The sequence below is a fragment of the Pseudomonas sp. PS01270 genome (genome assembly GCF_029959775.1).
GTDB classification, from domain to species: Bacteria; Pseudomonadota; Gammaproteobacteria; order Pseudomonadales; family Pseudomonadaceae; genus Aquipseudomonas; species Aquipseudomonas atacamensis.
Genome location: NZ_JASCPT010000028.1, coordinates 1 through 25,980 on the forward strand (window position 1 = coordinate 1; position 25,980 = coordinate 25,980).

Annotated in this window: 29 protein-coding genes; 11 read left to right on the forward strand and 18 right to left on the reverse strand. The window is 60.4% G+C overall.

The window, feature by feature from the left end; genetic code table 11:
- From QMX86_RS10980 to QMX86_RS11010, 7 genes are all read right to left on the reverse strand, one after another.
- Window positions 1-975, reverse strand: a 975-nt coding sequence (locus QMX86_RS10980) for a histidine kinase dimerization/phospho-acceptor domain-containing protein (protein ID WP_282390391.1), incomplete at its 3' end; no start/stop codon positions are given.
- Window positions 972-1,634, reverse strand: a complete 663-nt coding sequence (locus QMX86_RS10985; protein ID WP_016774538.1) for a response regulator — start codon at window positions 1,632-1,634, stop codon at window positions 972-974. The genes QMX86_RS10985 and QMX86_RS10980, both read right to left, overlap by 4 nt.
- An 11-nt stretch (window positions 1,635-1,645) precedes the next feature.
- The gene (locus QMX86_RS10990) at window positions 1,646-2,290 is read right to left on the reverse strand and encodes a tetratricopeptide repeat protein (protein WP_071172290.1); all 645 of its coding nucleotides are present in this window, start codon (window positions 2,288-2,290) and stop codon (window positions 1,646-1,648) included.
- On the reverse strand, window positions 2,287-3,096 hold the full coding sequence (locus QMX86_RS10995; RefSeq protein ID WP_282382742.1) for an SDR family oxidoreductase: 810 nt from the start codon (window positions 3,094-3,096) through the stop codon (window positions 2,287-2,289). Before QMX86_RS10995 ends, QMX86_RS10990 begins: the two co-directional genes overlap by 4 nt.
- Window positions 3,083-3,757 (reverse strand): iron-containing redox enzyme family protein, encoded by a 675-nt coding sequence (locus QMX86_RS11000; RefSeq protein ID WP_282382739.1) that lies wholly within the window; start codon window positions 3,755-3,757, stop codon window positions 3,083-3,085. Before QMX86_RS11000 ends, QMX86_RS10995 begins: the two co-directional genes overlap by 14 nt.
- Window positions 3,757-5,235, reverse strand: coding sequence for an AMP-binding protein (locus tag QMX86_RS11005; RefSeq protein ID WP_282382736.1), 1,479 nt, complete (start codon window positions 5,233-5,235; stop codon window positions 3,757-3,759). Before QMX86_RS11005 ends, QMX86_RS11000 begins: the two co-directional genes overlap by 1 nt.
- Window positions 5,225-5,902 carry a thermostable hemolysin gene (locus QMX86_RS11010; RefSeq protein ID WP_282382733.1) on the reverse strand — a complete coding sequence of 226 codons (678 nt, stop codon included), beginning with the start codon at window positions 5,900-5,902 and terminating at the stop codon, window positions 5,225-5,227. Before QMX86_RS11010 ends, QMX86_RS11005 begins: the two co-directional genes overlap by 11 nt.
- A 173-nt stretch (window positions 5,903-6,075) precedes the next feature.
- Between QMX86_RS11010 and QMX86_RS11015 the strand changes: the two genes are divergently transcribed.
- On the forward strand, window positions 6,076-6,627 hold the full coding sequence (locus QMX86_RS11015) for a cytochrome b (RefSeq protein WP_282382730.1): 552 nt from the start codon (window positions 6,076-6,078) through the stop codon (window positions 6,625-6,627).
- Window positions 6,628-6,759: 132 nt separating this feature from the next.
- Window positions 6,760-6,888 (forward strand): hypothetical protein, encoded by a 129-nt coding sequence (locus QMX86_RS11020; RefSeq protein ID WP_024012797.1) that lies wholly within the window; start codon window positions 6,760-6,762, stop codon window positions 6,886-6,888.
- Window positions 6,889-6,895: 7 nt separating this feature from the next.
- Here QMX86_RS11020 and QMX86_RS11025 read toward each other — a convergent pair whose 3' ends face one another.
- The 9 genes from QMX86_RS11025 to cyoA form a co-directional block, all read right to left on the reverse strand.
- Window positions 6,896-8,233 carry an MFS transporter gene (locus QMX86_RS11025; RefSeq protein ID WP_348776222.1) on the reverse strand — a complete coding sequence of 446 codons (1,338 nt, stop codon included), beginning with the start codon at window positions 8,231-8,233 and terminating at the stop codon, window positions 6,896-6,898.
- A gap of 288 nt (window positions 8,234-8,521) precedes the next feature.
- On the reverse strand, window positions 8,522-9,196 hold the full coding sequence (locus QMX86_RS11030) for a polysaccharide lyase family 7 protein (protein WP_071172297.1): 675 nt from the start codon (window positions 9,194-9,196) through the stop codon (window positions 8,522-8,524).
- Window positions 9,197-9,223: 27 nt separating this feature from the next.
- Complete coding sequence (locus QMX86_RS11035; RefSeq protein WP_282382723.1) at window positions 9,224-10,408, reverse strand: MFS transporter; 1,185 nt, start codon at window positions 10,406-10,408, stop codon at window positions 9,224-9,226.
- A complete protein-coding gene (locus QMX86_RS11040; RefSeq protein WP_282382720.1) occupies window positions 10,405-10,665 on the reverse strand; it encodes a metallothionein in 261 nt (86 codons plus the stop codon). Before QMX86_RS11040 ends, QMX86_RS11035 begins: the two co-directional genes overlap by 4 nt.
- On the reverse strand, window positions 10,658-11,683 hold the full coding sequence (gene cyoE, locus QMX86_RS11045) for a heme o synthase (RefSeq protein WP_282382717.1): 1,026 nt from the start codon (window positions 11,681-11,683) through the stop codon (window positions 10,658-10,660). Before cyoE ends, QMX86_RS11040 begins: the two co-directional genes overlap by 8 nt.
- Entirely contained in the window at window positions 11,641-11,979 is a 339-nt protein-coding gene (cyoD, locus tag QMX86_RS11050; RefSeq protein ID WP_016774550.1) for a cytochrome o ubiquinol oxidase subunit IV, read from the reverse strand. The genes cyoE and cyoD overlap by 43 nt, the downstream gene beginning before the upstream one ends.
- 1 nt (window position 11,980) lies before the next feature.
- Window positions 11,981-12,595 carry a cytochrome o ubiquinol oxidase subunit III gene (locus QMX86_RS11055; protein WP_130929946.1) on the reverse strand — a complete coding sequence of 205 codons (615 nt, stop codon included), beginning with the start codon at window positions 12,593-12,595 and terminating at the stop codon, window positions 11,981-11,983.
- Window positions 12,596-12,597: 2 nt separating this feature from the next.
- A complete protein-coding gene (gene cyoB / locus QMX86_RS11060; RefSeq protein ID WP_039760284.1) occupies window positions 12,598-14,571 on the reverse strand; it encodes a cytochrome o ubiquinol oxidase subunit I in 1,974 nt (657 codons plus the stop codon).
- Between the two features lie 3 nt (window positions 14,572-14,574).
- Window positions 14,575-15,504 (reverse strand): ubiquinol oxidase subunit II, encoded by a 930-nt coding sequence (gene cyoA / locus QMX86_RS11065; RefSeq protein WP_016774553.1) that lies wholly within the window; start codon window positions 15,502-15,504, stop codon window positions 14,575-14,577.
- Between the two features lie 320 nt (window positions 15,505-15,824).
- Between cyoA and QMX86_RS11070 the strand changes: the two genes are divergently transcribed.
- Window positions 15,825-16,139 carry a hypothetical protein gene (locus tag QMX86_RS11070; RefSeq protein ID WP_016774554.1) on the forward strand — a complete coding sequence of 105 codons (315 nt, stop codon included), beginning with the start codon at window positions 15,825-15,827 and terminating at the stop codon, window positions 16,137-16,139.
- Window positions 16,140-16,164: 25 nt separating this feature from the next.
- Here the strand turns inward: QMX86_RS11070 and QMX86_RS11075 are convergent, their stop codons facing one another.
- The gene (locus tag QMX86_RS11075) at window positions 16,165-16,374 is read right to left on the reverse strand and encodes a hypothetical protein (RefSeq protein ID WP_282382711.1); all 210 of its coding nucleotides are present in this window, start codon (window positions 16,372-16,374) and stop codon (window positions 16,165-16,167) included.
- A gap of 94 nt (window positions 16,375-16,468) precedes the next feature.
- The gene (locus tag QMX86_RS11080) at window positions 16,469-17,395 is read right to left on the reverse strand and encodes an alpha/beta hydrolase (RefSeq protein WP_177433993.1); all 927 of its coding nucleotides are present in this window, start codon (window positions 17,393-17,395) and stop codon (window positions 16,469-16,471) included.
- Between the two features lie 118 nt (window positions 17,396-17,513).
- Here QMX86_RS11080 and QMX86_RS11085 point away from each other — a divergent pair, with 118 nt between their 5' ends.
- The 8 genes from QMX86_RS11085 (at window position 17,514) to QMX86_RS11120 (ending at window position 25,930) form a co-directional block, all read left to right on the forward strand.
- Entirely contained in the window at window positions 17,514-18,419 is a 906-nt protein-coding gene (locus QMX86_RS11085; protein WP_282382706.1) for a LysR family transcriptional regulator, read from the forward strand.
- 201 nt (window positions 18,420-18,620) lie between these two features.
- Window positions 18,621-19,868: an ABC transporter substrate-binding protein gene (locus QMX86_RS11090; RefSeq protein ID WP_282382704.1), complete on the forward strand. Its 1,248-nt coding sequence runs from the start codon at window positions 18,621-18,623 to the stop codon at window positions 19,866-19,868.
- Between the two features lie 77 nt (window positions 19,869-19,945).
- Complete coding sequence (locus QMX86_RS11095; protein ID WP_024012825.1) at window positions 19,946-20,821, forward strand: branched-chain amino acid ABC transporter permease; 876 nt, start codon at window positions 19,946-19,948, stop codon at window positions 20,819-20,821.
- Between the two features lie 11 nt (window positions 20,822-20,832).
- The gene (locus QMX86_RS11100) at window positions 20,833-22,614 is read left to right on the forward strand and encodes a branched-chain amino acid ABC transporter ATP-binding protein/permease (protein ID WP_282382703.1); all 1,782 of its coding nucleotides are present in this window, start codon (window positions 20,833-20,835) and stop codon (window positions 22,612-22,614) included.
- Window positions 22,607-23,311, forward strand: coding sequence for an ABC transporter ATP-binding protein (locus QMX86_RS11105; RefSeq protein WP_073474647.1), 705 nt, complete (start codon window positions 22,607-22,609; stop codon window positions 23,309-23,311). The genes QMX86_RS11100 and QMX86_RS11105 overlap by 8 nt, the downstream gene beginning before the upstream one ends.
- Window positions 23,312-23,344: 33 nt before the next feature.
- Window positions 23,345-24,115 (forward strand): SDR family NAD(P)-dependent oxidoreductase, encoded by a 771-nt coding sequence (locus QMX86_RS11110; protein ID WP_282382698.1) that lies wholly within the window; start codon window positions 23,345-23,347, stop codon window positions 24,113-24,115.
- Between the two features lie 24 nt (window positions 24,116-24,139).
- Complete coding sequence (locus QMX86_RS11115) at window positions 24,140-25,285, forward strand: glycerol dehydrogenase (RefSeq protein WP_282382695.1); 1,146 nt, start codon at window positions 24,140-24,142, stop codon at window positions 25,283-25,285.
- A 108-nt stretch (window positions 25,286-25,393) separates the two neighbouring features.
- Window positions 25,394-25,930 carry a 2,4'-dihydroxyacetophenone dioxygenase family protein gene (locus QMX86_RS11120; RefSeq protein WP_024012829.1) on the forward strand — a complete coding sequence of 179 codons (537 nt, stop codon included), beginning with the start codon at window positions 25,394-25,396 and terminating at the stop codon, window positions 25,928-25,930.
- Window positions 25,931-25,980: the final 50 nt, after the last annotated feature.

Below are 25,980 nucleotides of genomic sequence, written 5' to 3' on the forward strand. Positions count from 1 at the left end.
CAATTGCACCAGGCTGTTGCGTACGGTTTCGCTGAGATCAATGCGTTGCAGTGGCGGCGGGTTGGGTTTGGGTTCAAGGCGCGCCATGGTCAGCAGCTGGTTGACCAGTCGGCTGGTGCGGTCGACTCCGGAGATCAGAAATTCCAGCGACTCACGACGCTCCTCTTCGGTACCGGCCTCCTGCAGATTTTGGGCATGCACCCGCAGCACCGCCAGCGGCGTGCGCATTTCGTGCGCGGCATCGGCGATAAAGCGACGCTCGCGGCCGAGCACTTCCTGAATCTGCGCGAGCATGCGATTGAGCGCTGCCTGCATGGGCTCCAGCTCACTGGGCAGGGGCGTCAGTTGCAGCGGCTCAAGTGAACCACTGTGACGGGCGCGCAGAGTCGCCGCCATGTCTGCCAGGGGCTTGAGCCCCCAGCCTATGGCCAGCCAGATCATCGCGGCGAGGATCAGGCTGCCGAGCATGTTCGGCCACAGCGTGTGGCGTACGATGCGGTCGACCAGGTCGGTGCGCACATCGTCGCGCTCGCCGACCCAGATGCGCAGGCCATTCTGCTTGTCTTCCAGCATGAACGCTCGCCATTGCCGACCTTTCAGATCGACCACGTCGCTGAACCCCGTTCTCGTCGGCGGCGCAGTGAAGGAGGGCGCACTGGCGGTATGTACCAGCACCTCGCCTTGCGGGTTCCACACCTGAAAGGCGATTTTGCTTTCGTAAGGATGTCCGTCAACCCGTGGCTTGGCTTCCCCGAGAGCCTGATTGAAGGCCTGATACAACTGCGCGTGCTCGGTACTCGCCATCGGCATACGCATCACGCCCTGCAGCAGGCGTGCGTTCTGCGCCAATTGCGCGTCGTAGACCTCGGCGATTTCGTGGTTGCTGTCATGCACGTTGAAGAGGCTGAGTACCGCCAGACCGGCCAGTAACAGGCCGATGATCAGGGTCAGCGTGCGCCGGCGGATCGAGGTCATCGACGCTCCTCCACCAGATAACCCACGCCGCGGATGGTGCGGATCAGGTCGGTGGAGAACTTCTTGCGCAGGTGATGAATGTGCACTTCGAGGGTGTTGCTTTCCGCTTCTTCATTCCAGCCGTAAAGCAACTGGATCAATTGATCGCGCGTCATCACCCGCCCCGGCGGCGACAGCAGTTCGTGCAGCAACTGATATTCCTTGGGGGTGAGCGCGACCGGTTGGCCTTGATAGCTGACCTGCTGGGTGCCGGGGTTGAGGCTGATACCGGCGTGCTCGATCAGCGCCTGGGCGCGCCCGGCACTGCGACGCAATAAGGCGCGCAGACGGGCTTTGAGTTCGGCGAGGTCGAACGGCTTGACCAGGTAATCGTCAGCACCAGCGTCGAGTCCGGCAATGCGGTCTTCGGTGGCATCGCGCGCGGTGAGAATCAACACCGGCAGGTTCGATCCGCTGTCACGCAGACGACGCAACACTTCGAGGCCATCCATGCGCGGCAGGCCGAGGTCCAGCACGGCGACATCAAACGTTTCGCTGAGCAGGGCATGCAAGGCGCTGCTGCCGTCCTTGAGCCAGTCGACCGTGTAACCCTCGCGACCCAACGCCTGATAAATGCCTTCACCCAGCGCCACGTCATCCTCGATCAGTAATAAACGCACGCGCACTCCTTTCAGTCGAGTTTCTTGTTGACGTCCACCAGCAAGGCGTCGATCTCTTTACGACGCCCGGCATCGGCACTTTCGCGGCCCGCACGGGGTGCGGCTTGTCTGGCCTTGATCAGCGCTGCCTTGGCTTCAGCGTAGCGCTTCTGACGGTAGAGATGGTCGCCCCAGAAGTACAGACTGTCGATGCCATCGGGGTTGAGCTGCAGGGCTTGTTTGAGCAATTGCTCGGCCTTGTCGCTGTCGCCGAAGCCGATCGGCCAGCCCGGTACCCGATCGTACAATGCAGCGAGGCTGGTGTATGCCGAGCCTTGCAGGGCTTTAGGGTCAAGCGTCAGGGATTTTTCCAGGTCCGCTTTGGCGTCCTTGGCTTTGCCCAGGGCACCGAGCCCGCCCTCGGCACCGGCCCAACTGCTGGTAACGATGCCTTTCCAGATCCAGGCTTCGGCCACATTCGGGCGTTGCGTGGTGAACGCGTTGGCTTCGTTGGCCAATTGCTCGAACGCCGCGGCGCGCTGCTTTTCCGCGACCTCGTATTGAATGTGCGCCCAGTTCTGCTGGATGCCGGTGAGACGTTGCTGATCAGCCGGCTCAAGCGCCCAGACGCTTTGACTAAGGGCAGCAAACAGCAGGCAAGTGGAAAGTTTTTTCATGGCTTTGAAGCCTCGTTGTCAGGTTTTTCACTGAGACGGCGGATCAGTGGCAATTGCTTGCGCAGACCGCGATCCACCAGATGCGGCAGTAAGCTGTTCAAACGGACGAAAAATCGCTCAGGCCAGCCTAGGTACAGATCACGACGATCGCCGGCAATCGCATGCATCACTGCCGACGCCACGGTCTGCGGATCGTCAACGCTGGCCTTGAGGGCATCGTTCAAGGCTTGCGCAGCGGCGCTGTTCATCGAGGTGCGGGTGGCCCGGGGCGCGACATACAACACGCTGACCCGCGTGTCGGCCAGCTCGCGGCGCAACGCCTCGGAGAATCCGCGCAGGGCAAATTTGGTTGCGCAATAACTGGCGTAACCGGGGTAGCCGATCGAGCCATAGGTCGAGCCGACGTTGACCACCATCGCGCTGTCAGCCTGCTTGAGCTGCGGCAAGAGCATTTTGGTCAGGCAGATTGGCGTGCTGATGTTCACCGCCAGCATCGCGTTGATGGCACTGTCATCGAGCTGTTCGAGCATGGCGAAGTGGTTGACCCCGGCGGCGTTGATCAGCAGGTTGATGCCGCCGATGGCGTCGGCGGCGGCCAACACTTTGCGCCGATCGCTGAGGAAGGTCAGGTCGGCGGCGACCCAGCAGAGGTTCTGCGGATAACGCTCAAGCAGCGGCAACAGCGTCTCCTGATGGCGCGCCACGGCCAATACCCTGGCACCGGCGGCGCACAAGGCACTGGCGATGGCCAGGCCGATGCCGCCACTGGCACCTGTCAGCACCACGCGGGCTTCATGCAGCTGCATGTTGGGCCTCAGCGTCGCGCGGCAGATCACGGAACATATCGGTGTAGAGGCGATAGACGACTTTCGATGCGTGGATGACCGCCGCTTGATCGTCAGGGTCTTGCAGCTGATTCATCAACCGCCGATAGGTCTGCATGTGCTCGATGTCGAGCGAACCGTGGGAGCTCAGATAGCTGAATGCCGTTTCCGGCAGCGCCAGGCGATCGCGAATGCTCCCCGCCACGTGGGTGGCCAGGGCAATGCTGGTGCCTTCGAGCACGTTTACCATGCCGAACAGACCCACCGGATTGCCCCGGGCGATCAGGTCGTAGAGAAAACTGACCATCAGCTCGATTGACAATGACGGCTGACCATCGCGCACGGCGTCGCGATCACCACCACAGGCGGCAATGTCGTTGAGTACCCACTGCTCGTGGCCGTATTCATCTTCAATGTATTCGCACACCGCTTTGCGCAGCCATTCCAGGCGCGTCGGCAGGCGTGCACCGCAAGCCATCATCAGCGGCACGGTGTGGCGCACGTGGTAGTAAGCCTGGGCAAGAAAGGCCCGATAGCTGTCGAGGCTGACCTTGCCTTGCAACGCATCGACGATGATCGGCAGGTTGAACAGCTCGTGGCGTTCGCGTTGCGTGGCTTCTTGCAGGGTGTCGAAAAAACTCATTATGCGGATTCCTCGGAAGTGGCGGATTCGGTCAGTTGCGTGCGGTACTGCGCGATGATGGCGTCGCGGCGCGGCCGGCCATTGGCGGTGAGCAGGCCGTTGGCGGCGGTGAAGGGCTGCGCCAGGCGCGTCCACTGATGCACCTGGGCGTAATCGGGCAACGCCTCGTTCGCTTCGGCGACGGCTGCGGCCAGCTCGGCATCGGTGCAGTCCGGACGATGCGGCCAGAGCAGGGCGTGGTTGTGCGGCATCGCCTCGCCATAGACGAACGCTTGAGCGATGTGGCGGCGCTGGGTCAGTTCCGACTCGACCCATTCCGGGTTGACGTTTCGCCCGTAGCTGGTGACGAATTGGTGTTTTTTGCGGCCCTTGAGATAAAGAAAACCTTCCGGATCGAACTCGCCCAGATCGCCACTCGGCCACCATTGATCGGTATACGCCGGCTCCCCCAGATAACCGAGCAACACCGAACCCTTGATCAGCACTTCCCCGTCCTCGGCCAACCGCACCTCGATATGAGGCAGAGGGCGCCCGACGCTGCCCGGACGGCGTGCGCCGGGGCGATTGAGGCATACGACCGAGGCGCATTCGGACAAGCCGTATCCCTCGTAAACCGCTAACCCGACCCGTTGCGCGCGGTGCAGCAGATCCACTGACACCCGCGCGCCACCGACCGCGGCGAAGAGCAAAGTTTGCGGATCGAAAGCCTTCTGTTCAGCGGCGCTGACCAGAACTTGCAGCAGCTGTGGCACGAGTATCAGGCTCTCCGGCGCACGCTTGGCCAGATAACCGAGCAGGCGCGCAACATCGATGCCGCTGGCACCTTGAATGCCGAGGGTTGTCTGGCTTGGCAGGCTCAACACCGCACCGGCGTATAGCGCGGCATAACAGCCCAGGTTCTCCAGCAGGATCGCCAAAGGCAACAGCGCCAGATGGTGCTCCGGCCCAGTAGCTGCGCTTGCCTGATCAAGCTCCCGGGCAACTCGCAAGAAGCTGTCGGCGCCCAGGCACACCCCTTTCGGCGTGCCGGTGGTCCCGGAGGTAAACGTGAGTTTCGCGGTGCCCGGCGGCATGCGACTGGGGCCATTGAACGAGCGACACCAGAACTCACCCCGTTGTTGATATCCCGCCGCCAGCAGCTCGGCTTGCAGTTGCGGCTCGGCGATCACCCGTTCGGCCTGGCTCTGTTCCAGACAATGGGCGCGCTGCGCGGCACTGAAAAACGGCGGCAGCGTTACGCAGGTCAAGCCTTCGAACAACACGGCCAGATCCCAAAGCATCGCGTCGACGCCGTTGTCCAGCGCCAGCGCAATCACCTGCACCTGCTCATCACGCAGGCGCTCCTGGCGATACAACACCTCGGCATACAACGTGGCGTAATCTATTCTCAGCGTGTCGCCCCACAGGGCTGAGGCGTTGTCATTGCGCCGGGCATGGTCGCGCAGGGTTTCCTGGAAGCGTTGCAATTCAAGCGACATGGCAGGCTCCTTCAACAGAAGTCGGCAAACCCAGGCGAGTGAACAGGCCAATATTGCGCAGATGGACAAATCCCGCGCGAATGTTGCCGACGTGCACCCAGGGTTTGCTTTCGTAATAACTGCCCCAGTGTTGACGCTCGTCACCCAGTCGCTGTGGATCAGCGGCGCACAATGTCACGGGCTTCAAACCCAGGCGATGGAAGCTGTTGACCAGCCCGATGTTGCCGGTGAAGGTCACCCATTCCAGGCCGCCCATGGCCAGCAGATAGGTGATGGCGATGATGCTCAGGCGCGCACTGCCGGTGTCGCTGGCGGCGAGGTTGCCGACTTCGACAATGACCTTGCGATCCACAGCACGACCGGCGGCGGCGCTGATCAACGGCTCGATCGGTTCATCCAGATAGCGCTCGAGAAACAGTGCCTGCAGATGCGCTCGACGGGCCCCGGCCACTGCGCACAACTGGCCATCGCTGTTGTGCATGCCGAACAGCTCGGGCATGAAATGGCGGATTTCGGCACCGTGAGCCGTGCGAAAACGCTGCTTGATAAAGGCTTCGAAGGGCGCGCGCAGCTCGTCCTCCGGCAACGCGTTTCTCAGCGTCATCGGCATCGATTCGGCCTGGCCGAAGTGCAAGGGCAGCGGGATGTTCCAGTCGAATTCGGGCATGGGCAGAGCGCCTCCCTCTATGGGTTTGAACGCAGTATCCAAGCCATTTCTTAACGAAGTCTGAAGATGAAAAACCGTTAACCGCAGCGCCGATCTTCAGACTGTCTTAAGGCTGGGCGAGCACGGTAGGCCAGCGAAGATCGTCGCTCCACAACAATCACGAGGCGTTTCCTATGATCCGCGACACCGCTGTAACCCGTTATGGAAAACTCTCAATCATCATGCACTGGCTGATGCTGGCGTTGTTCGTCGGTGTGTATGCGTGCGTCGAAATCAAAGGCTATATGCCCAAAGGCAGCGAAGCACGCGGCCTGCTGATGGGTATGCATGGGCTGTTTGGCGCAAGCATCTTCGCGTTGGTGTGGATACGTCTGATCGGCCGCCTGACCCCGCGTCCGCCGATTATCCCCAAGCCGCCGGCGTGGCAGACCGCAATCGCGCACCTGACACACCTGGCGCTGTATGGATTGATGATTGTCACGCCTGTCCTGGCCTGGCTGATGCTCGCGGCGGGCGATAAGCCGTTTCCGTACTTCGGCTTCCATGTGCCGGCGCCGGTGGCTATTGATCCGGACCTGGCCAAACAACTCAAGTACTGGCACGAATGGATTGGCAGTGCCGGCTACTGGCTGATCGGCCTGCACGCGCTGGCGGGGCTGTTCCACCATTATTGGGTGAAGGACAACACGTTGCAGAGGATGTTGATTGAGCGTGCCCGCTCTTGAGGCAAGCATCTGGCGCTGTTCGTCGAAGGGAATGTTCGCCGCAACTCAAGCGCATGGCTGCGGTGGAGCTGAAAATCCGGAACTGCCAGCCCTCGCCGATGCCGAAACAGCATCGACAACGAGGGCAAAGCCATGACTGAAGAAAAAACCGAAGTGCCGCAAGAAGTACCGGATCAAACAACCCCGGCGCATTCCACCGAAGAAGAGCGCGAGCGCTTGAAGGACTTCAACAAGGACGGCATCCCGCCGGGCAGTTGCTGATCAGCGGTCACCGTGGCTGCGTCACCAGTTCCCCGCTGATCGCATCCATCATCGCCGGATGCTCCTCAGCGGCGACGCGCAAATCCTCGGTGACCCGCAACTCCGCACCCGTCGGCGAATAGGTGGCTGCCGCCGTGAACGGTGCGGGGTTGGCCGGCACCGGGCGTTTGCCACGGCGCCAGAAGAAAAAGCTGACCATGCTCAAATTGACCACTGCGAAGACCCAGAACAGGCCGTTGGCGCCGAACGAATTCATCACCGGCGAGATCATCATCGGGCTGATGGCCGAGCCCAGCGAGTTGATCAACAGCAAACCCTGAATCATCGGCACCAGCGCTTCGGCCGGGGCGCGGTCGGCCGCGTGGCTGACGGCCACCGGGTACAGCGCGAAGACGCCGCCACCGAGCAGAAACAGCATTGCCGCGAGCACTGTCGAAGACAGCGGCAGCAGCACAATCACCAGTGATAACGCGGTGCACGCCACCGTCAGCAGGGTCAGCACCTGCAAGCGATCGGTGCGGTCGGACCAGCGTCCGACCGGATACTGCAGCAACATCGCGCCGAGAATCGTCCAGGCCATCATGCTGCCGACTTCACCGACGTCCAGACCTCTGCGTTGCAGATACAGCGGCAACAAGGTGTAGATCGCCGCTATGGTCACCCCCGAGCCGAAACAGCCGACCAGCCCGGTCGGCGTCACGCCCAGCAGTTGCCGGGGCTTGAGCGGCTCGACCTGATCGAGTAGCGGCGACACGCGCGGCAGGATCACGATCGGCAGCACCGACAACGCAGCGAGCATGCCGGCGACCATGAACGGCGCGCTGTCGCTCATGCCGGTGATGGTTCCCAGCGTCGCCTGGCCCAGAACGCCAGCGCCATAAAGGACGATCATGTACAGCGCGAGCAAGCGCCCGCGAATCTTCTCGTCACCGGCCAGTAGCAGCCAGCTTTCGATCACCAGAAACACACCGACCGTGGCCCAGCCGTTGATCAGGCGCAGGACCAGCCAGCCCCAAGCGTCATAGAACAGACCCTGCAAAAGGATCGTCACGGCGATCAGCGAGGCGAAGCTGCCGTAGGCACGAATGTGGCCGATGCGCAGTATCAGCCGGTCGTTGAACACCGCGCCCAGCGTCAGGCCGATGAAGTAGGCCGACGAAACAATTCCGATCATCGTCGCCGAGGCGCCGGCGGCGTCCAGGCGAAGGGTGGTCAGGGAAGACAGAAAACCGTTGCCCAGAGCAATAATGAACAGCCCGAGCAGGGGCGCCAGCGCCATGGCCAGCAAACGCGGAGACATAAAAACCTCAAGAAATCGTACAGCGCAACGTGCGCCTCTGCGCATGCGGTTGCCAGGCTGGAACAGGTGTTGTGCAAATGTCTGCCGATCGGGCAGGGCGGTGGCGTCGGACGACATGGCCAGCCCTGCAAGTTCGCGTCTGTGACCAGACGCGCGCTTGCAAGAGCGCGCGGGATTCTACGGCTTGCGCAGGATTTGCCAATAGCTGAAGGCTGCGACGTTAGGACGCAGGCAATTTCGAAGTCGAAGAGGAGGCTGAAAACCCACCATTGAGCTCAGCTCTGACAAGGGCCTGCCAGCGAAGCTGACGCAGGCCCTTGCTCGTTTCAGCGCCTAAGTATGCGAAATCAACAAGTCACTGATGATGCAGATCGAGCCATCCTCTGGCGGCGTGGCGTCGGTGTAGTCGATCTGGTTGTAGACCCCGCCGTGGAAATTGAACACCTGCGAATTCCACGTTGAGTCGAGCTGCAAATCACCTGATGTACCGACAACGCCGTTGTAGTCAACGGTGACTCGAGCCACGCCGGCTGAATTGGCGCGAATGGTGATCTTGAACTTCGCCCCCAGCGGCACGCCCTTGAGCACCGTGGTGTTGACCGGGGTGGGCTGGTTGAAGCTCTGGCGGAAGCCCATGGTGATGTTGCCTTTCTGCCAGAACACTTTGATTGCAGGGCTGTCGTCGTTTTTCACATGCATCTGCGAGATAACCACTTTCTGCGCAGAGTTGACCTTGGTCACGGTCATTTCCTGATAGTTGAGGTGGTCAGCGGCGCTGGCCAGAGACCAATAGAAGGATTCTTTCCATTCGCAGCGAGTGCGGTGAGTGCTCTTGCTCGAGGCGCCTTTGGTTGGCGCGGACAGTTGCAGCGATCCATCCGGCAGCACCGTGACGATGCTGGGGAACTGCGCAATGGCCTCGGCGCCGTTGAGCTCAAGTGCGACCGGATTGGTTGCCGAAACGGGGACCGGAGTGGAGAGGGTGAGATTGCTGATGTTTACGGCCATGGTTTGTACTCCTGACGATAAAAATCATTAGCGACCCAAGCCTTCGGTGGATTGGCACATCTGTCCGCGCGGACTTTCACCATCTCTTGGGCACAGCACCATGGCGGCGCAAGCGGCCGCCGCGAAAACACACAGGGCAAACGTCACGCCCGTTGCCTCCAGCACTGCGCCGAAAATCGGCGTGCCGGCGGTTTGACCGAGTGCCAGAAGCAGAAACGGTATGCCCAATCCCAAGTCGGGACGATCCGGAAACAGGCGGATGCCTTGCAGCAGATAAACGCCCGAGGAAATGATATAGGCCGCGCCAAACAGGCACATTGCTGCGAGGGCCCAGCCGGCTGAAACGGCAGCGACCGCCAGGCTCAACGTCCCGAGGGCGATCCCTGCCAGTGCCAGATGCTGAATACGCACGACACCGAATCGGCCGGTGAACACGCCCGTCATGCAGCCGCTGATTCCCGCCGCCCCCAGGACGATCCACGCCCAGGCGATCGACTGATCGCTGAGTCCAGCCTCGCTGCGCAGGATATCGGCACCGAATGTCCAGATCGCCGTGCTCGCCAGGCCCATCAGGAAAGCACTGGCGCACAAAGGCAGTACGCCGGGTCGACGCAGCATTGCCAGCGAGAAGTTCTGCGCGACGTCACGCTCGACCCGGCGCGGTAGCGCAAACCAGAGCCAGATCGTGACGCCGATGCCGATCAAGGCAAACAGGGCATACAGCTGGCGCCATTGCCCGGCCGCCAATATCGCCACCAAACCGGAAAAAACGATGCCCGCCGCTGTCCCGGCATTGATAAAACCATTGGCCTGTGGGCGATCCGCATCATCAAGACGCGCTGCCACCGCACTGGCCAATGGTGGCGAAGTCAGACCCGTGCTCAATCCCGCCAACGCGACGCCGCAACCCAACGTCAATCCCGACGAAGCGACAACCACCAGTCCCATGCCCAGCGTCGCAGCGGCGCCGGCCATCACCGTCAACCCACGCGGACTGACTTTGCCGTTGCAGGCAAACGTCGCAACGATGCCCACACAGTAAGCCGCAAACGCACTGCCTCCGATCCAGCCGGCAGCGGTCACGCTGAGCGTCAGATCCTGACGAATCTGTGGCAGCAGCAGTCCATAGGCGAAACGCGCCAAGCCATAGGACAAGGCGGTCAGCGCGAAGGCTGCTGCGACCAGATTGAGGCTGCGTCGATTGAGGCTCACGGGGAAATCGGATCGCTGGCAGGGAAGGTTTCCTCGACCGCCTGATTCAGTTTCGAGTCACTGACATTGCGCTCATCGGCGCCAAGGTTCTGCTCGCAATGGCAGGCCGAGGACGGGCACGGTTGGCCCTTCGGGTGAAGATCGGCGCAGGCCTGACTGCAAAACTGCTTGCCGTCACGCTCGAAGGTTTGCTCGCCGCTGCATTTGCAGGTGCAGCCCGGGCAGGCGCAATCAATTGTTGAAGGATCGTTAGCCATGGGTTTCCTCCAGGTGGTCTGTAAAGGCAGTCGTTACCGATTCTGATAACCCGCCCCGCACCTGCGTTTGATGATTTTCCGCCACGCCCGATGAGCGGTAGAGCGCAGAGGGCGAGGGCAGTACGGCGTTCAGTGCCAAGGAAAGATTCAGCGCCAGGATCAGCAGGATCGACACGCTGAAGATGCGCCTCGCCCAGACTTTCGCATTGGTGGTTCGCACCGGTCGCAACGTCAGATAAAACCAGTAGCCGCCCAGCCCGAGCACCACCAGCGGATAAGAAACATTGATAGCCGCCACCCAGCCCAATATCGCCGCACTGATCAGGAACGCGACCATGTACAGGTTGATCTCGCGTCGTGCCTGTCTGAGCGTCAACGTCGGCAATCCGGCGGCACGAAAGTCTTCATGGCGCATGACGGTTATCGCGTGGGAGTGGGGCATCTGCCAGCAGCAAAACACCACGATGAGCATCAGCGCCGTGGCATCGAAGCTGCCGGTCACGGCGCAATAACCGACCACCGGCGGCATGGCCCCGGACAGGCTGCCGACCAGCGTGCCCCAGTGCGAACGGCGTTTCATCAGGCAGGTATAAACGCCCGCATAAACGATCAAACCGACTGCCGCCATGGCGCAGGCCAATGCTGTGGTGCCGACCCACAGCAAACCGAAGCCGATCACACCCAGCACCGTCGCGTAGCAAAACGCACTGGGCAACGACACAGCGCGAACGGCCAGCGCCCGATGACAGGTGCGCACCATGCGCCGGTCGATATCGCGGTCGACGCAGTTGTTGATCACGCAACCGCAAGCGATGACCAGCGCGGTGCCGAGCAGGGCGGCCAAGAAATGCGCGAGGGACACCGGGCGGCCACCGGCGGCAAGCAGATAGCCGCCGAACACCGAAGCCAGATTACCGACGATGATGCCGGGCTTGGTCAGTTCCAGCCCGACATTCAGCGACAGCCGCCATTGCTTCAGTGCGCCAGCATGTTGTGGTGAATGCTGTCCATGATCCATAGCGAAAGCCCCACCAGCAGAAGAATGATCACCACCGAGAAGATCAGCGCTCTGAGGTTCCAGCGTTGCTCCTTGGCGGTGTCCAGATGCAGGAAATATTTGAGGTGGGCGAAGACCTGCACCACGCCAAGTGCAACCACCACCCAGGCGGTGACGCTGCGTGGCAACGTCGGGTACATGACCAGGCCAAAGGGAATGACGGTCAGAATCACCGAAATGATGAAACCGACCATGTACGAACGACTGGTGCCATGGCTGGTGCCGGCACTGCTATGAATCGGGCTCTGGTTATACATGTCACACCACCCCCAGCAGATAAACCACGGTAAATACGCAGATCCACACCACATCGAGGAAGTGCCAGAACAGGCTCAGGCAACTCAGGCGCGTGGTGTTGGTATTGGTCAGGCCCCGGCTGCGCACTTGCAGCATCAACACCGCCATCCACACCAGACCACTGAGCACGTGGGCGCCGTGGGTGCCGACGAGGGTGAAGAACGCGGTGAGGAAACCGCTGCGATCCGGCCCGTAGCCTTCTGCGATCAGATGATGGAATTCGTTGATTTCCATGGCGATGAAGCCGCAACCCAGCACGAAGGTGACGCCAAGCCAGCGCAGCACGTGGGATTTGTCATTGCGGTTCATCGCCAGCATCGCGTAGCCGTAAGTGATGCTGCTGAGCAGCAGCAACGCGGTTTCGGCAAGGACGTAGGGCAGTTCGAAAATGTCGACGGTCGAAGGCCCGCCAGCCACGCTGTCACGCAGTACCGCATAGCCTGCGAACAGCGTCGCAAACAGGATGCAGTCGGTCATCAGGTAGATCCAGAAACCGAAAATGCGCATCGAGCCCGCGTCTTCGTGGCCATGTTCATGGCTGTGCGCGATGTCTTTATCCAGAACGATGTTGGACATGTTCAAGCCTCCGCCAAGTCTTTGAGACGCGCTTTTTCGATCCGCGCCACTTCCTGCGCCGGGACAAAATAGTCGATGTCTTCGTCATAGCTGCGCACGATCATTGCCACCACCGAAGCGACCAGGCCGAAGATCGCCAGCCACCAGATATGCCACACCAGGGCGAAGCTGCAGATCAGCGCGAAGACACTGATCACCAGGCCGGCGGAGGTGTTGCGCGGCATGTGAATGGCGCGGTAGTCGGTGTGACTGAGGGTGCTGACGCCGCGCTCCTTCATGCCCCAATAGGCGTCGAGATCGTTGACTTTCGGTTGCTCGGCGAAGTTGTAGAACGGTGGCGGCGAGGCCGTGGCCCATTCCAGCGTGCGACCGTCCCACGGGTCGCCGGTCAGGTCGCGCAGTTTCGCGCGGTTGCGGATGCTTACGTAGAGCTGCAACGCCTGCGCGGACACGCCACAAAGAATGATGCCGACGCCAAACAGTTCCAGCAGCAGCCACGGTTGCCAGGCCGGGTTGTCGAAATGGTTCAGGCGCCGGGTCATGCCCATGAAACCGAGCACGTAAGACGGCATGAACGCGAAGTAGAAACCGACCAGCCAGCACCAGAACGCAATGCGCCCGAGGCGGTCGTTGAGGCGGAAGCCGAACGCCTTGGGGAACCAGTAAGTCAGCCCGGCCATGTAGCCGAACACGGCGCCGCCGATGATCACGTTATGGAAGTGCGCGATCAGAAACAGGCTGTTGTGCAGCAGGAAGTCGGCCCCGGGGACCGCCAGCAGCACGCCGGTCATGCCGCCGATACTGAACGTGACGATAAAGCCCAGCGTCCACAGCATCGGCGTTTCGAAGCGCACGCGGCCGCGATACATGGTGAACAGCCAAGTGAAGATCTTCACCCCGGTCGGCACTGCAATGATCATGGTCATGATGCCGAAAAACGCGTTGACGTTGGCCCCCGCGCCCATGGTGAAGAAGTGGTGCAGCCAGACGATGAACGACAGAATCGTGATCGCAATCGTCGCCCACACCAGCGAGACATAGCCGAACAGGCGCTTGCTGCTGAAGGTCGCGGCGATCTCCGAGAAGATCCCGAACGCAGGGAGGATCAGGATGTACACCTCCGGATGGCCCCACGCCCAGATGAGGTTGACGTACATCATCGGGTTGCCGCCGGCCTCGTTGGTGAAGAAGTGCATGCCCAGATAACGATCGAGGGTCAGCATCAACAGGGTGGCGGTAAGGATCGGGAACGCAGCAAGAATCAGGATCGAGGTGCACAGTGCGTTCCAGGTGAACACCGGCATCTTGAACAGGGTCATGCCTTCGGTGCGCATCTTCAGAATGGTCACGAAGAAGTTAACCCCGGTTAACAGCGTCCCTATGCCGGATATCTGTAATGACCAGATGTAGTAATCCACCCCGACTCCGGGGCTGTAGCCGAGCTCGGACAGGGGCGGGTAGGCGACCCAGCCGGTGCGGGCAAACTCACCAACGCCCAGCGAGATGTTCACCAGTGCCGCGCCCACGACGAACAGCCAGAAACTCAGCGCATTGAGGAACGGGTAGGCGACGTCGCGGGCACCGATCTGCAACGGCACGACGATGTTCATCAGGCCGACCACGAACGGCATGGCCATGAAGAAAATCATGATCACGCCGTGGGCGGTGAAGATCTGGTCGTAGTGTTCCGGCGGCAGATAGCCCGGCCCGCCACTGGATGCCATCGCCTGCTGGGTACGCATCATGATCGCGTCGGAGAAACCGCGCAGCAGCATGACCAGCGCGACGATGATGTACATGCAGCCGATTTTCTTGTGATCCACCGAAGTGAACCACTCGCGCCACAGGTAGCCCCACTTGCGCTTCCAGGTGACGGTACCGACCAGGGCAAAACCCATCAGGCCGACGATAGCCAGGGTGTACATGACAATCGGCTCGTGCAATGGAACCGCGTCCCATGAAAGTTTCCCGAACATGATTTAACGCTCCTCGGCCAGCAGACTCGGTTGTTGATTGACGCGCACATCGTCGCTGTTGCTTTGCACCTGGGTTTCCTTCTTGCGCGGTGCTTTGTTCATTCCTTCGTACTTGTCGACGATGTCGAGAAACAGTCGCTCCTGCACAGCCGAGTAATAAGTGATCTTGTGCGCGACTGAAGGCTTGGCTAATTCCGCGTAACTGGCTTGATCAAGTTGCCCGGGCGCCGCTTTGACTTTGTTGACCCACGCTTCGTAATCCGCGCCACTGAGTGCCAGGGTGCTGAAGTGCATGTCGGAAAAACCGTGGCCGTTATAGTTCGCAGCAATCCCGCGATACTGGCCGATTTCATTGGCGATCAAATGCAACTTGGTCTGCATGCCGGCCATGGCATATATCTGCCCACCGAGTGCCGGAATAAAGAATGAAGTCATGGCCGCGTCGGAAGTGACGGTGAAACTTACCGGCGTATTCACCGGTATCGCCAGTTCATTGACCGAGGCAATACCCAGATCGGGGTAAATGAACAGCCATTTCCAGTCCGTTGCCACCACTTGCACATTGAGGTGCGGCACGTCGGAGTCCAACGGGCGATAGGGATCGAGTGCATGGGTGGTTTCCCAGGTCACCCAGCCGAGTACGCAAATAATCAGGAACGGCACGCCCCAGACCACCGCTTCGATCTTGTGCGAACTGGCCCAGCGTGGCGAATAACGGGCCTTCTTGTTGGTCGCGCGGTAGCGATAGGCGAACAGGAACGTCATGACGATGACCGGGATCACCACCAACAGCATCAGGCCCGTGGCGAGGATGATCAGGTCGCGTTCATCGCGGGCAACATCGCCCTTGGGGTTGAACACCACCAGGTTGCAACCGGCGAGCAGAACGCTGGTAGCGAGATAGACCAGGCAATAGCTGATTGTTCGCTTCATACATGCTCCTGTTCTTTATATCGATCCTTGTTTTCTTCGGGCAACAGTTGGCCATGGACAGAAAACCCTGTTTCTGTACCGGCTAATCACGCTGGGCTAAATAACGAGTTGTACTTGAGCTCGCCTGGGCCTCGAACTTTTTGAATGAGCATTCCGGCGTTGGTTTTACAGAATGTTACGCAAGCTGACGAACGGTTGAACTAGCGAAACGGCGGGCGCGAATCAACGCGCTATGCTGAAAATGCCTCTTGGCAGTCCGTGGAATTATTCCGCCAAAGGAAAGATCTTTGATGTGAGCGAGTTGAGTTCAGGAGTACGACATGTTCAAACGCGGCGAAACCTACAACAAATGGAAGGCGACGGAAAAGGCGGAAAAGTGCCATACCGAAGAGGTTGAAAACGGCTGTCATATCGAGGTACGGGCACGGGAAGCCGATGATGGCGACGTCGAAATGTTCATCAGCGTTTACACCGCGACCGGCGAATGCGCCTACGAGCGCATCAGGAAATTGCCCGGCGTGGAGTGGGAAGTCGAGGACGCGCTCAAACGTGGCATCGATCAGGCAGAACGAATTGCCGGCGGCGAGTCCGGACGATTGTCCTGTGCCGATGCGCACGGTCACGAGAATGAGTGACCGTGCAAGTTTCATCAGGTCTGATTCAGTGCAGGGTGACGGCCCTGCGACTTTCCCCGATGCGGATCCGGTCGAGGGCGCGGTTCAACGCATCCAGCGCATCGAGCAGCGCCTTGGCCTCGGCTTCGCGCCCGTCACCCCACAGACGCTCGGCCAACTTGTTCAAGGCCAGAATGGCGCGTTCGATGTCGGCTGCGCTGGCGTTGCTGTCAGGGGGTGGTGGTTTTTTCGGCATTCAGGGTTCCTCGGCGGTCGGCAAACCACCATACCGCCAAGGCGCCGAGCTATACAGCCAGAAGTGTCGCCGATCAGCAGCGAATGCTGTCTGATCAGCGAGCCGCCCCAATCAACCCCGCCTCGATAAACCGCACCGAACTCTCCAGCGCCTGCTGCCCCTCGGCCAGTATGCCCGCGTAGAAATGCCAGGCGTGAAACATGCCGGGCCACACTTCAAGATTGACCCGGACGCGGTTGTCCGCCAGGTGATTGGCCAGACGCATGGCGTCACTGAGCATCAGTTCGTTTTCGCCGATCTGTACCAGAATCGGTGGCAGTCCGGTGACGTCGGCGAACACCGGCGAGGCCAGCGGATGGTTGGCCAGGGTGTCGCCGAGAAAGGCTCGCGCGAGGATGTCCAGCACGGGCTTGGAGTTTAGCGGATCAAGGCCTTCACGATTGCTCATGGAGGCGCCGGTGTGTTCGAGGTTGGCCCAAGGCGAGATTGACGAACCCACTGCGGGCAAGGGCAAGCCTTTGGATTTTGCCGCGACCATCACGCTGACCACCATCGCGCCACCCGCCGACTCGCCTGCGAAGGCAATCTTGCTGGCGGCGATGTTCTGCTCAAGCAACCACTCATAGGCGCGCAAAGTGTCATCGATGGGGGCGGGGAACTGATGCTCGGGTGCGAGGCGGTAATCCGGCATGTACACCCGCGCGCCAAGCATTTTTGCGTAGTTGCCGCCGATGCCGTGGTAGCCGTCAGGTCGACCGACGATGTAGGCACCGCCGTGGATGTACATCAGCACCGCATCGGTCTTGAGCTCATCCGGAGTCACCAGCGTAGCGGGCACGCCGCCCATGTCGACTGCTTCAAACGCCACGCCAGCAGGCGACTGATTCTGCCCGAGCATTTTTGCGTAGGCATCGCGGATGTCGCTCATCCTTGTGGTGGTATCGGTGCCCTTGAGCACAGGTACCAGATCGCTGAGGCTGTTGGCCCAGGTTTGCACGGCTGCTTTTACTTCAGTGTTCATATGACCTCGATCAGGCGTTAGTGATGGCTTAACTAATCGAGATGTTATGCTCATTATTGGGGAATAGGGTTCCCCATAACCGGTGCCAAGCCGCTTGAATGCCAAACCCGGAGGCCACATGGAACTGCATAACCTGAACGACATCGCCGCCTTCGTCGCCTCGGTGGATACCGGAAGTTTTACGGCGGCGGCCAGGCAACTCGGGCTGACCCGCTCGGCCGTCGGTAAATCGATCGTGCGGCTCGAATCACGTCTGCAGGTCCGCCTGCTCAACCGCACCACCCGCAGCCTGAGCCTGACCGACGATGGTCGGGTGCTGTATGAGCGATGTGTGGGCATCCTGCAGGATCTGGACGAGGTCGAAGAGGCTTTGGCGTTCCGCCGTTCGACGCCCAGCGGCCGCTTGCGCATGAGCCTGCCGGTAGCACTGGGCCGGCTGCACGTTGTACAGCACATCGAGCGCTGCCTGAGAGACTGGCCGTCGCTCGCCATCGATGCGACGTTTTCCGATCGACTGGTCGACCTGATCGACGAGGGTTTCGATGTGGCGATTCGCATCGGTCCGCCCAAGGAAGACTCCGGGCTACTCACGCGCACGGTGGCTTACCAGCAAATGATCACCTGTGCCTCGCCCGATTATCTGAATGAACATCCGGCACCGCAGACACCCGAAGATCTCGCCGGGCATGCGTGCCTGCACTTCGTCAGCGGTGGCCGATTGCTGCCGTGGAATTTTCGCGTCAATGGTCAGCCTGTGCCGGTCATTCATGCCGGACGGCTGCAAATGGACAGCGCCGAAGCCTTGCATCAGGCGACTGCGGCAGGCCTCGGTATCGCGACGTTGCCATCCTATGTGGTCAACGGTGACCTGCGCAGTGGCAAGCTCGTGCAGTTGCTCGCTGAGTACGCCGAGGCTGCCGAGCCGATCCGGGTGATTTACCCGAGCAAGCGACACCTGTCGCCGAAGATTCGCCTGTTCATCGACAGGCTGGTGGAAGCGTGGTCACCGGCGCCTTGGGACTGATCAGCCCCCATAGGAGCTGTGCCGAAAATTCACAGCAGGTGTGCTTTTTCAGCTATATCCAGCCAATCTTGGCGAGCCGTACTCTTGCAAACAGTGGCGCAGAAACTGCCGTTTCATTGCCACTGTAATCCGACGATGTCTGTGCTCGGCACGGATCACTTGAAGGAACAATAAAAACAATATCTGCGGGAGATGAATCCAATGAGACTCGCTCAAGAGGAAGTCGTGGCCGTGGCGGCTACCGCGAAAAGCTGGCTGAAAGCTGCCGGCATCCTGCTTTGCCTGTCCACCCCGGTCGCCGCGCTCGCGGACATCAGGATCGGTGCGCTTTATCCCCTGAGTGGATCCCTGGCGTTGCTGGGCGACGAGAGCTACCGTGGCCTCGAACTGGCCGTCGCCGAACGAAATGCCTCGGGCGGGTTGAAGGGCGAGCCGATCAAATTGCTCAAGGCCGACGCAGTCGATGCGGGACAAGCGGTCGGTGCCGCGCGCCGGCTCACCTCTGTTGAGAACGTCACTGCTGTATTTGGCAGCTATTCCTCGGCGCTGTCATTTGCGGCCACGCAGGTGACGGAGATGGCGGGGGTGCCCTTTTTCGAATTGGGTGCGGTGTCCGACCACATCACTGAGCGTGATCTGAGCTACGTGATGCGCAGCAACCCGACTGCCAGGAATTTTGCCGAGGGCACCATCACCGCCATCACGGACATTGTCAGCCCGTCGCTCAAGGTCGATCCGAAACAATTGAAGGTCGCGATCATCCACGAGGATGCGCTGTACGGTACGACCATCGCCGGGTTTCAGAAAAAAATCGCTCAGGAGCAAGGTCTGAACGTGGTCGAGGTACTACCGTATTCGGCCAAAGCGGTCGATCTCTCATCGCTGATCCTGCGTTTGAAAGGCGCCCAGGCGGATGTGGTATTGCAGACCAGTTATCAGAACGACACGACGCTGTTTTTCCGCCAGATCCGCGAAGCCGGTTTCAGGCCCAAAGCCGTTGTCGGCGCCGGCGGCGGCTATTCCATGCAGGACACGGTCAAGGTCGTCGGCGCAGCCAATATGGAAGGCGTGCTCGATGTCGATTTTCCACAGTTCCAGACCAATGAAAACGGCGCTCCCGGTATCGGTGCGTTCGCCAAGGCATACAAGGATCGCTACGGCAGCGAACCGCGCTCGGGCCACAGCCTGATCAACTATGTCGGGGCGAAGATATTCCTCGATGCCATGGAAAACAGTACTTCGCTGGACGCCGATGCGATCCGTGCCTCGGTGGCAACCATCGATATTCCTCTCGGCGGCACGGCTGCCGGCATCGGTGCCAGGTTCGGCAAGAACGGCCAGAACCAGCGCGCCAATACGGCAATCATGCAGTGGCAGAACGGACTGCTGAAAACCGTTTACCCCCAGGCAGCCGCCGTTGCCCAAGCGCGTTTTTCCGACCAACCCTGATACCTGAACCCCGCAATCTGCTGAAGCTTGATCATTGAGCTTCACGGGTTCGTTCGCTCGCAAAGAGGGCGCCAACCGTGGAAATTTTCATCCAGCTCCTGTTAAACGGCTTATTGCTCGGTGGCACGCTGGCCATCATCAGCATCGGCCTGACTCTGATTTTCGGCATCGTGCGTGTGGTCAACTTCGCCCATGGCGAGTTTCTGATGATCGGCCTGTATGCCGTGTACTTGCTGAATTCGCACTTCGGCATCCACCCGTATATGGCGATCATTCCTGCGACGATCCTGTTGTTTGCCGCTGGTGCGGCAATGCAGCGTTTCATCATCCAGCCGTTGCTTGGCGCCGAGGGACATATCCAGATTTTCGCCACCGTCGGCGTCTCGATTGCCCTGATGAACGGCGCGTTGCTGATCTTCGGTGCCGACGTCATGACGGTGAAGAACATCAGCGTCGGTACCACGACCGTCAGCTTCGGCGCCTTTCGCGTCAGCAGCGGTCAGTTGATCACGTTTGTCGCGTCGCTCGCACTGGTCGCGGGGCTGCACTGGTTTTTGCAGAACACATTTCTCGGCCGGGCTGTCCGCGCTACTGCACAGCATCGCAACGCGGCGCAACTGATGGGTGTCAACGTCAAAAACATCTATGTGTTTGCCTTCGGCCTGGGTTGCGCCTGCCTGGGCGTCGCCTCGGGACTGATCGCCCCGCAATATCCGGTCTTTCCAACCGTTGGCACTTTCTTCGTGCTGACGGCGTTTGTGATTGTGGTGCTGGGCGGCCTGGGCAGCCTGTCCGGCGCACTGATCGGCTCAATGCTGATCGGCATCGTCGACAGTCTCGCCGGTTACTACATCGCGCCGGACCTCAAGGAGGTCGTCTACTTCACGATTTTCCTTGGCATCCTGGTGTTTCGTCCGACAGGTCTTTTCGGCGCCGGTCGCGGGTCTGAGTGAGGAAGATGTTCATGAATATTTTGCACCCGCGTGTCTATGTCAGTGCACTGGCCCTGGCGCTGTTACTGATCATTCCATTGAGCGTTGGCTCGCCGTTCATTTATCACCTGTTCATCCTCATATGCAGTTATGCGGCACTGGCCAGTGCCTGGAACATCGTCGGCGGGTTTGCCGGCCAGCTGTCGTTGGGGCATGCCGTGTTCTATGGGGTGGGCGCTTACACGACGACGCTGCTGATGATGAAACTGGGCATCAGTCCATGGATCGGCATGTTCGCTGGCGCAATCCTGTCGTCGATTGTCGCGGTGCTGATCAGTTGGCCGTGCTTCAGATTGCGCGGGCCGTTTTTTGCCTTGGCGACCATTGCGGTGCTGGAGGTCGTGCGTCTGGTGGCGATCAATCAGCATGACGTGACCGGTGGTGCGGCAGGGCTGGGCGTACCGCTGAAGCTCGGTTTCGAGTGGATGTTGTTCCGCCCGCGCTGGCCATACCTGCTGATCGCCTTCGCGTTTCTGCTCATCACATTGGCAGTGTCGTGGAAGATCAAGAATTCCCGACTGGGTTATTACCTGATCGCCGTGCGTGAGCGTGAAGACGCCGCCCATGCGGTGGGCGTGAACTCGGTCAAGGTCAAGCTGATCGCCGTGGTGTTGTCCGCATTTATCACCAGCCTGGTCGGCAGCTTTCATGCGATGTACCTGACCTTCATCGAACCCGGCTCGATGTTTTCTCTCGAGATGTCGATTCAGATCGCCATGTTCGCGTTGATTGGTGGACTGGGCACGGTATCGGGACCGCTGATCGGCACTTTGCTCGTGCTGCCGCTGGCTGAACTGGCACGCGGCTGGCTTGGCGATCTGGGCAGCGGGGTGCACGGTCTGGTCTATGGCATCGTGCTGGTCGTGGTGGTGCTGACTATTCCGCAAGGCGTGGTGGGGCGTTTTGGGGCCCGGATATTTGCCTGGATCGACTCATTGCCCGGCGGCCGTCGTCCGATGGCAAATATAGAAGCACCGATCGGGCCGACCTTGGCGCAAGCCCACTCGGCCACGCACGGTGAGCCGGTTCTGGTCGCAGAAAACCTGCACAAGTTCTTTGGCGGACTGCACGCTACCAACGATGTTTCGCTGAGCTTGGCCGAAGGCGAAATCGTGGGTGTGATCGGCCCGAATGGCGCCGGCAAAACTACGGTGTTCAACCAGCTCTCCGGATTTCTCCTGCCGTCCAAAGGCCAAGTGAAAGTGCGCCTGCTCAATGGCGACTGGGTCACCCCGAACAGCCCGGCCGAGTTCGCCAGGGCAGGCATTGGCCGGACCTTTCAGATCGTCCAGCCATTCGCTGATTTGAGTGTCTGCGAAAACATCATGCTCGGTGCATTCATGCACACCGCCGACGCGAAGGAGGCGAGGGCGATCGCCGAGCAAGTCGCCGAGCTGACCGAACTCACCGCGCTGCTCGACACCCGGGCGCGCAACTTGACGGTCGGCGGCATGAAGCGCCTGGAAATGGCCCGCGCCCTGGCGACGCGCCCGCGCATCCTGCTGCTCGACGAGGTCATGGCCGGCCTCAACCCGACGGATGTTGCCAAGGCCATCGCAGTCATTCGCCGGGTGCGTGATTCGGGTGTCAGCGTGTTGATGATCGAGCACTTGATGCAAGCCACCATGAGCCTTTCTGACCGCATCGTCGTGATCAGTTCCGGCACGCTGCTGATGCAGGGCGCGCCTCACGATGTGATCAACGATCCTCAGGTTATCGAAGCCTACCTCGGTAAGGAGTACAGCCATGCTTAAACTCGACAACGTCCACAGCGGCTATGGCGGTACGGAGATCCTTCGTGGCGTGTCCTTCGAGGTCAATGCCGGTGAGGTGGTGACTATCGTCGGCGCCAACGGCGCCGGCAAAACCACGACCCTGCGCAGCTTGTGCGGCATCGTCACACCGTCCCAAGGCACGATCGAATTCGAAGGCCAGCGCATCGATGGCAATCGCCCCGATCAGATTGTCGACGCGGGCCTGACACTGATACCGGAGGGGCGCCAGTTGTTTCCCTTCATCAGCGTGCGCGACAACCTCTTGATGGGCGCCTACAAACGCAGTGCACGAGCGGGCTACAGGCAGCGTCTGGACAATATTCTCGATCTGTTTCCGAGGGTGCGCGAACGTCTTGATCAGAACGCCGGGACACTGTCGGGCGGCGAACAACAAATGGTTGCCATCGCCCGGGGCCTGATGGCCGAGCCGAAATTGTTGATGTTTGATGAGCCGTCGCTGGGCCTGTCGCCGCTGCTGGTGTCGCAGGTCTTCGAGATCATCAACAGGATTCTCCAGTTGGGCACCACCGTGTTGATCGTCGAGCAGAACATCGTTCATACGCTGCGCATTGCTCATCGAGGTTACGTGCTGGAGAACGGCGAAGTGGTGCTCAGCGGCACCGGCCAGGAACTGCTGGAAAACCCGCACGTCAAGCGTGCTTATCTGGGGCTCTGACCCAGTCCATTCATCTGCAAGCGAGAGAAGGTCATGACTCATTCCAGACACGCCGGGCGCACCGTAATGGTCACCGGCGCCGGTGGCGGCATCGGTGCGGCGATCGCGCGGTTGTATTGCGAAGAAGGTGCAGCCGTGGCGCTGCTCGACGCTGATGTCGACAAGGTGCAACAGCAGGCCGGGGCGTTGCGTGATGCGGGTTTTGCGGTCGCGTGGGCGCAGGCTGATGTCGCGAGTTTTCAAGACTGCGCTGCTGCCTGCGAGCGCGTGCAAGGTGAGCTCGGCCCCATTGATACCCTGATCAACAACGCCGGCATTTCGCCCAAACACCACGGCGCACCCGCGCCGATCTGGACCATGGCACCGGATGAGTGGCAGCGGGTTGTCGATATCAACCTCAATGGCTCCTTCAACCTGGTGCGAGTGCTCGCGCCCGGCATGGTCGAGCGCCGGTTCGGGCGCATCGTCAATATGTCTTCGGTGGCGGGCAGCGCGTTCTTGCCGATTGTCGCAGCGCACTACAGTGCGACCAAAGCCGCAATCATCGGCTTTACCCGCCACCTGGCCGGCGAACTCGGGCCGTTCGGTATCACCGCCAATGCGCTGGCACCGGGACGAATCGAAACGCCATTGCTCAAGACCGTATCAGCCCAGGCCAATCAAGCCGTGGTCGACGAGACACCGCTGCGCAGGCTGGGCACACCGCTTGAGGTGGCAAGGGCGGCGTGTTTTCTCACGTCGAGTGAAAGCGACTTCATTACCGGCCAGGTGGTTGATGTCGCGGGCGGCTGGTTGATGCGCTGATGACTTCTTGCGAGGACGTTTGTCATGGTTAAAACGATGGGATTTCCCGGGCGCTACGAGCAGGGTCCGAATGCATTGCAACAATTGGGCAGAGTGCTGAGCGACATGGGTCGATCACGGCCGCTGGTGCTTTGCGATGAGTTTGTCGCCCGGCATCTATGGCCGCAGGTTGGCGCCGCGTTGCAGGACCAGGGATTGGAACCGTTGCACATCGAGTTTCCCGGCGAGTGCACGCGCGCTGCCATTGCGCAGTTATCCGAGCAGGCATTGCTGCACGCCCCCGACACGATCATTGCGCTGGGCGGTGGCAAGACCATCGATACGGCGAAGGGGCTGGCGGCCAATCTCGACGTGCCGATCATTGTCTGCCCCACGATCGCTTCAAGTGACGCGCCAACGAGTCGGCTGATCGTGCTTTACGACGAAGAGCACAAAGTGGTGGGCGTGGAGTTTCTGAAGATGAATCCCGCTGCGGTGATTGTCGATACAGAGGTCATCGTTCAGGCGCCGGCACGGTTCTTCGCGGCCGGGATCGGCGATGCCATCAGCAAGAAATTCGAAGCCCGACAGTGCTACGCCGCCGGCGGCCACAACTCTTTCGGCACACCGCCTCTGCACACCGCGTTGATGCTCACCAACCTGGTTTTCGACACGCTGATGCAGTACGGCGTCCCGGCTTATCAGGCGGTGTGTCGACATGAACTCACCGATGATGTCGAGCGGGTCATCGAAGGCACCGTGCTGATTAGCGGTGTCGGTTTCGAGAGCGGTGGTTTGTCACTGTCCCATGCCCTGGTTCGGGGGCTGACCGCGATACCGGCGATGGCGTCGATGCTGCACGGCGAACTGGTAGCGTTCGGCACGCTGGTGCAGATGGCGGTGGAGGCGCGACCGGTCGAAGAGATTGAACAGGTCGCGCGTCTGCTGCACGCGGTGAAGCTGCCCGTGACGTTCGCTGAACTGGGTCAGCGCACGCCGTTGACGACGGCGCAGATCAATATTCTCGTGGACGCAACCTTATCGGCGGCTTACGCCAGAAACATGCAACCGCCCTTGAACTACCAGCGCCTGGTGGAAGGATTGGCGGCGGCTGACAGCCTTGGTTCACGGCTGGTCAGAGTCTGCGCGAACCCGCCCCGACACTGTGATCCTGCGTCACAACAGGTGTGACCAAGTAGCTGTTTTCTCCCGTACCGCGACGCCATAACCTTTCCCTCAAGCGAAATCCTGGCGCAATCAAGTGCTGTGAGTTCGTCAAGAAAACCTAGAGGCCTGACTATGAATACTCCTGTTAAACCTGATGAGCTCGCCATTGCGTACCAGTTGCCGCAAGTTCCCTTCATGACGCCCGACATGGTGCATCCGGGCGTCATGACGCAGTGGCTCGAAGACGATGCGCTGTGGGTGCCGGTAACGAAATCTGTCTCCTTCAAGCCATTGCTGCTCAACACCAGCGGCGGCTATTACATCAACCTGTTGCGGGTGCGTCAGGCCGGCGTGCTGTCGCGTCACCGCCATACCGGCGGCGTGCATGCGATCGTGCTCAAGGGTCGCTGGTACTACCTGGAGCATGACTGGGTCGCGGAGGAGGGGTCTTTTGCCTATGAGCCGCCCGGTGAAACGCATACCCTGTTCGTCCCCGAGGATGTGAGTGAAATGATCACCTGGTTCCACGTGCAGGGTGGCTACACTTACGTCGATCCGCAGGGCGTTGCCGTGGGTTACGAAGATGTGTTCACCAAGCTTGAAGCCGCCCGAGCGCATTACAAGACGCTGGGTTTGCCGGACGACTACATCGAACAGTTCATTCGCTGACCCGGACCCCAGGAAAAAGCGCGCTTCGGCGCGCTTTTTCATGAGCGTTG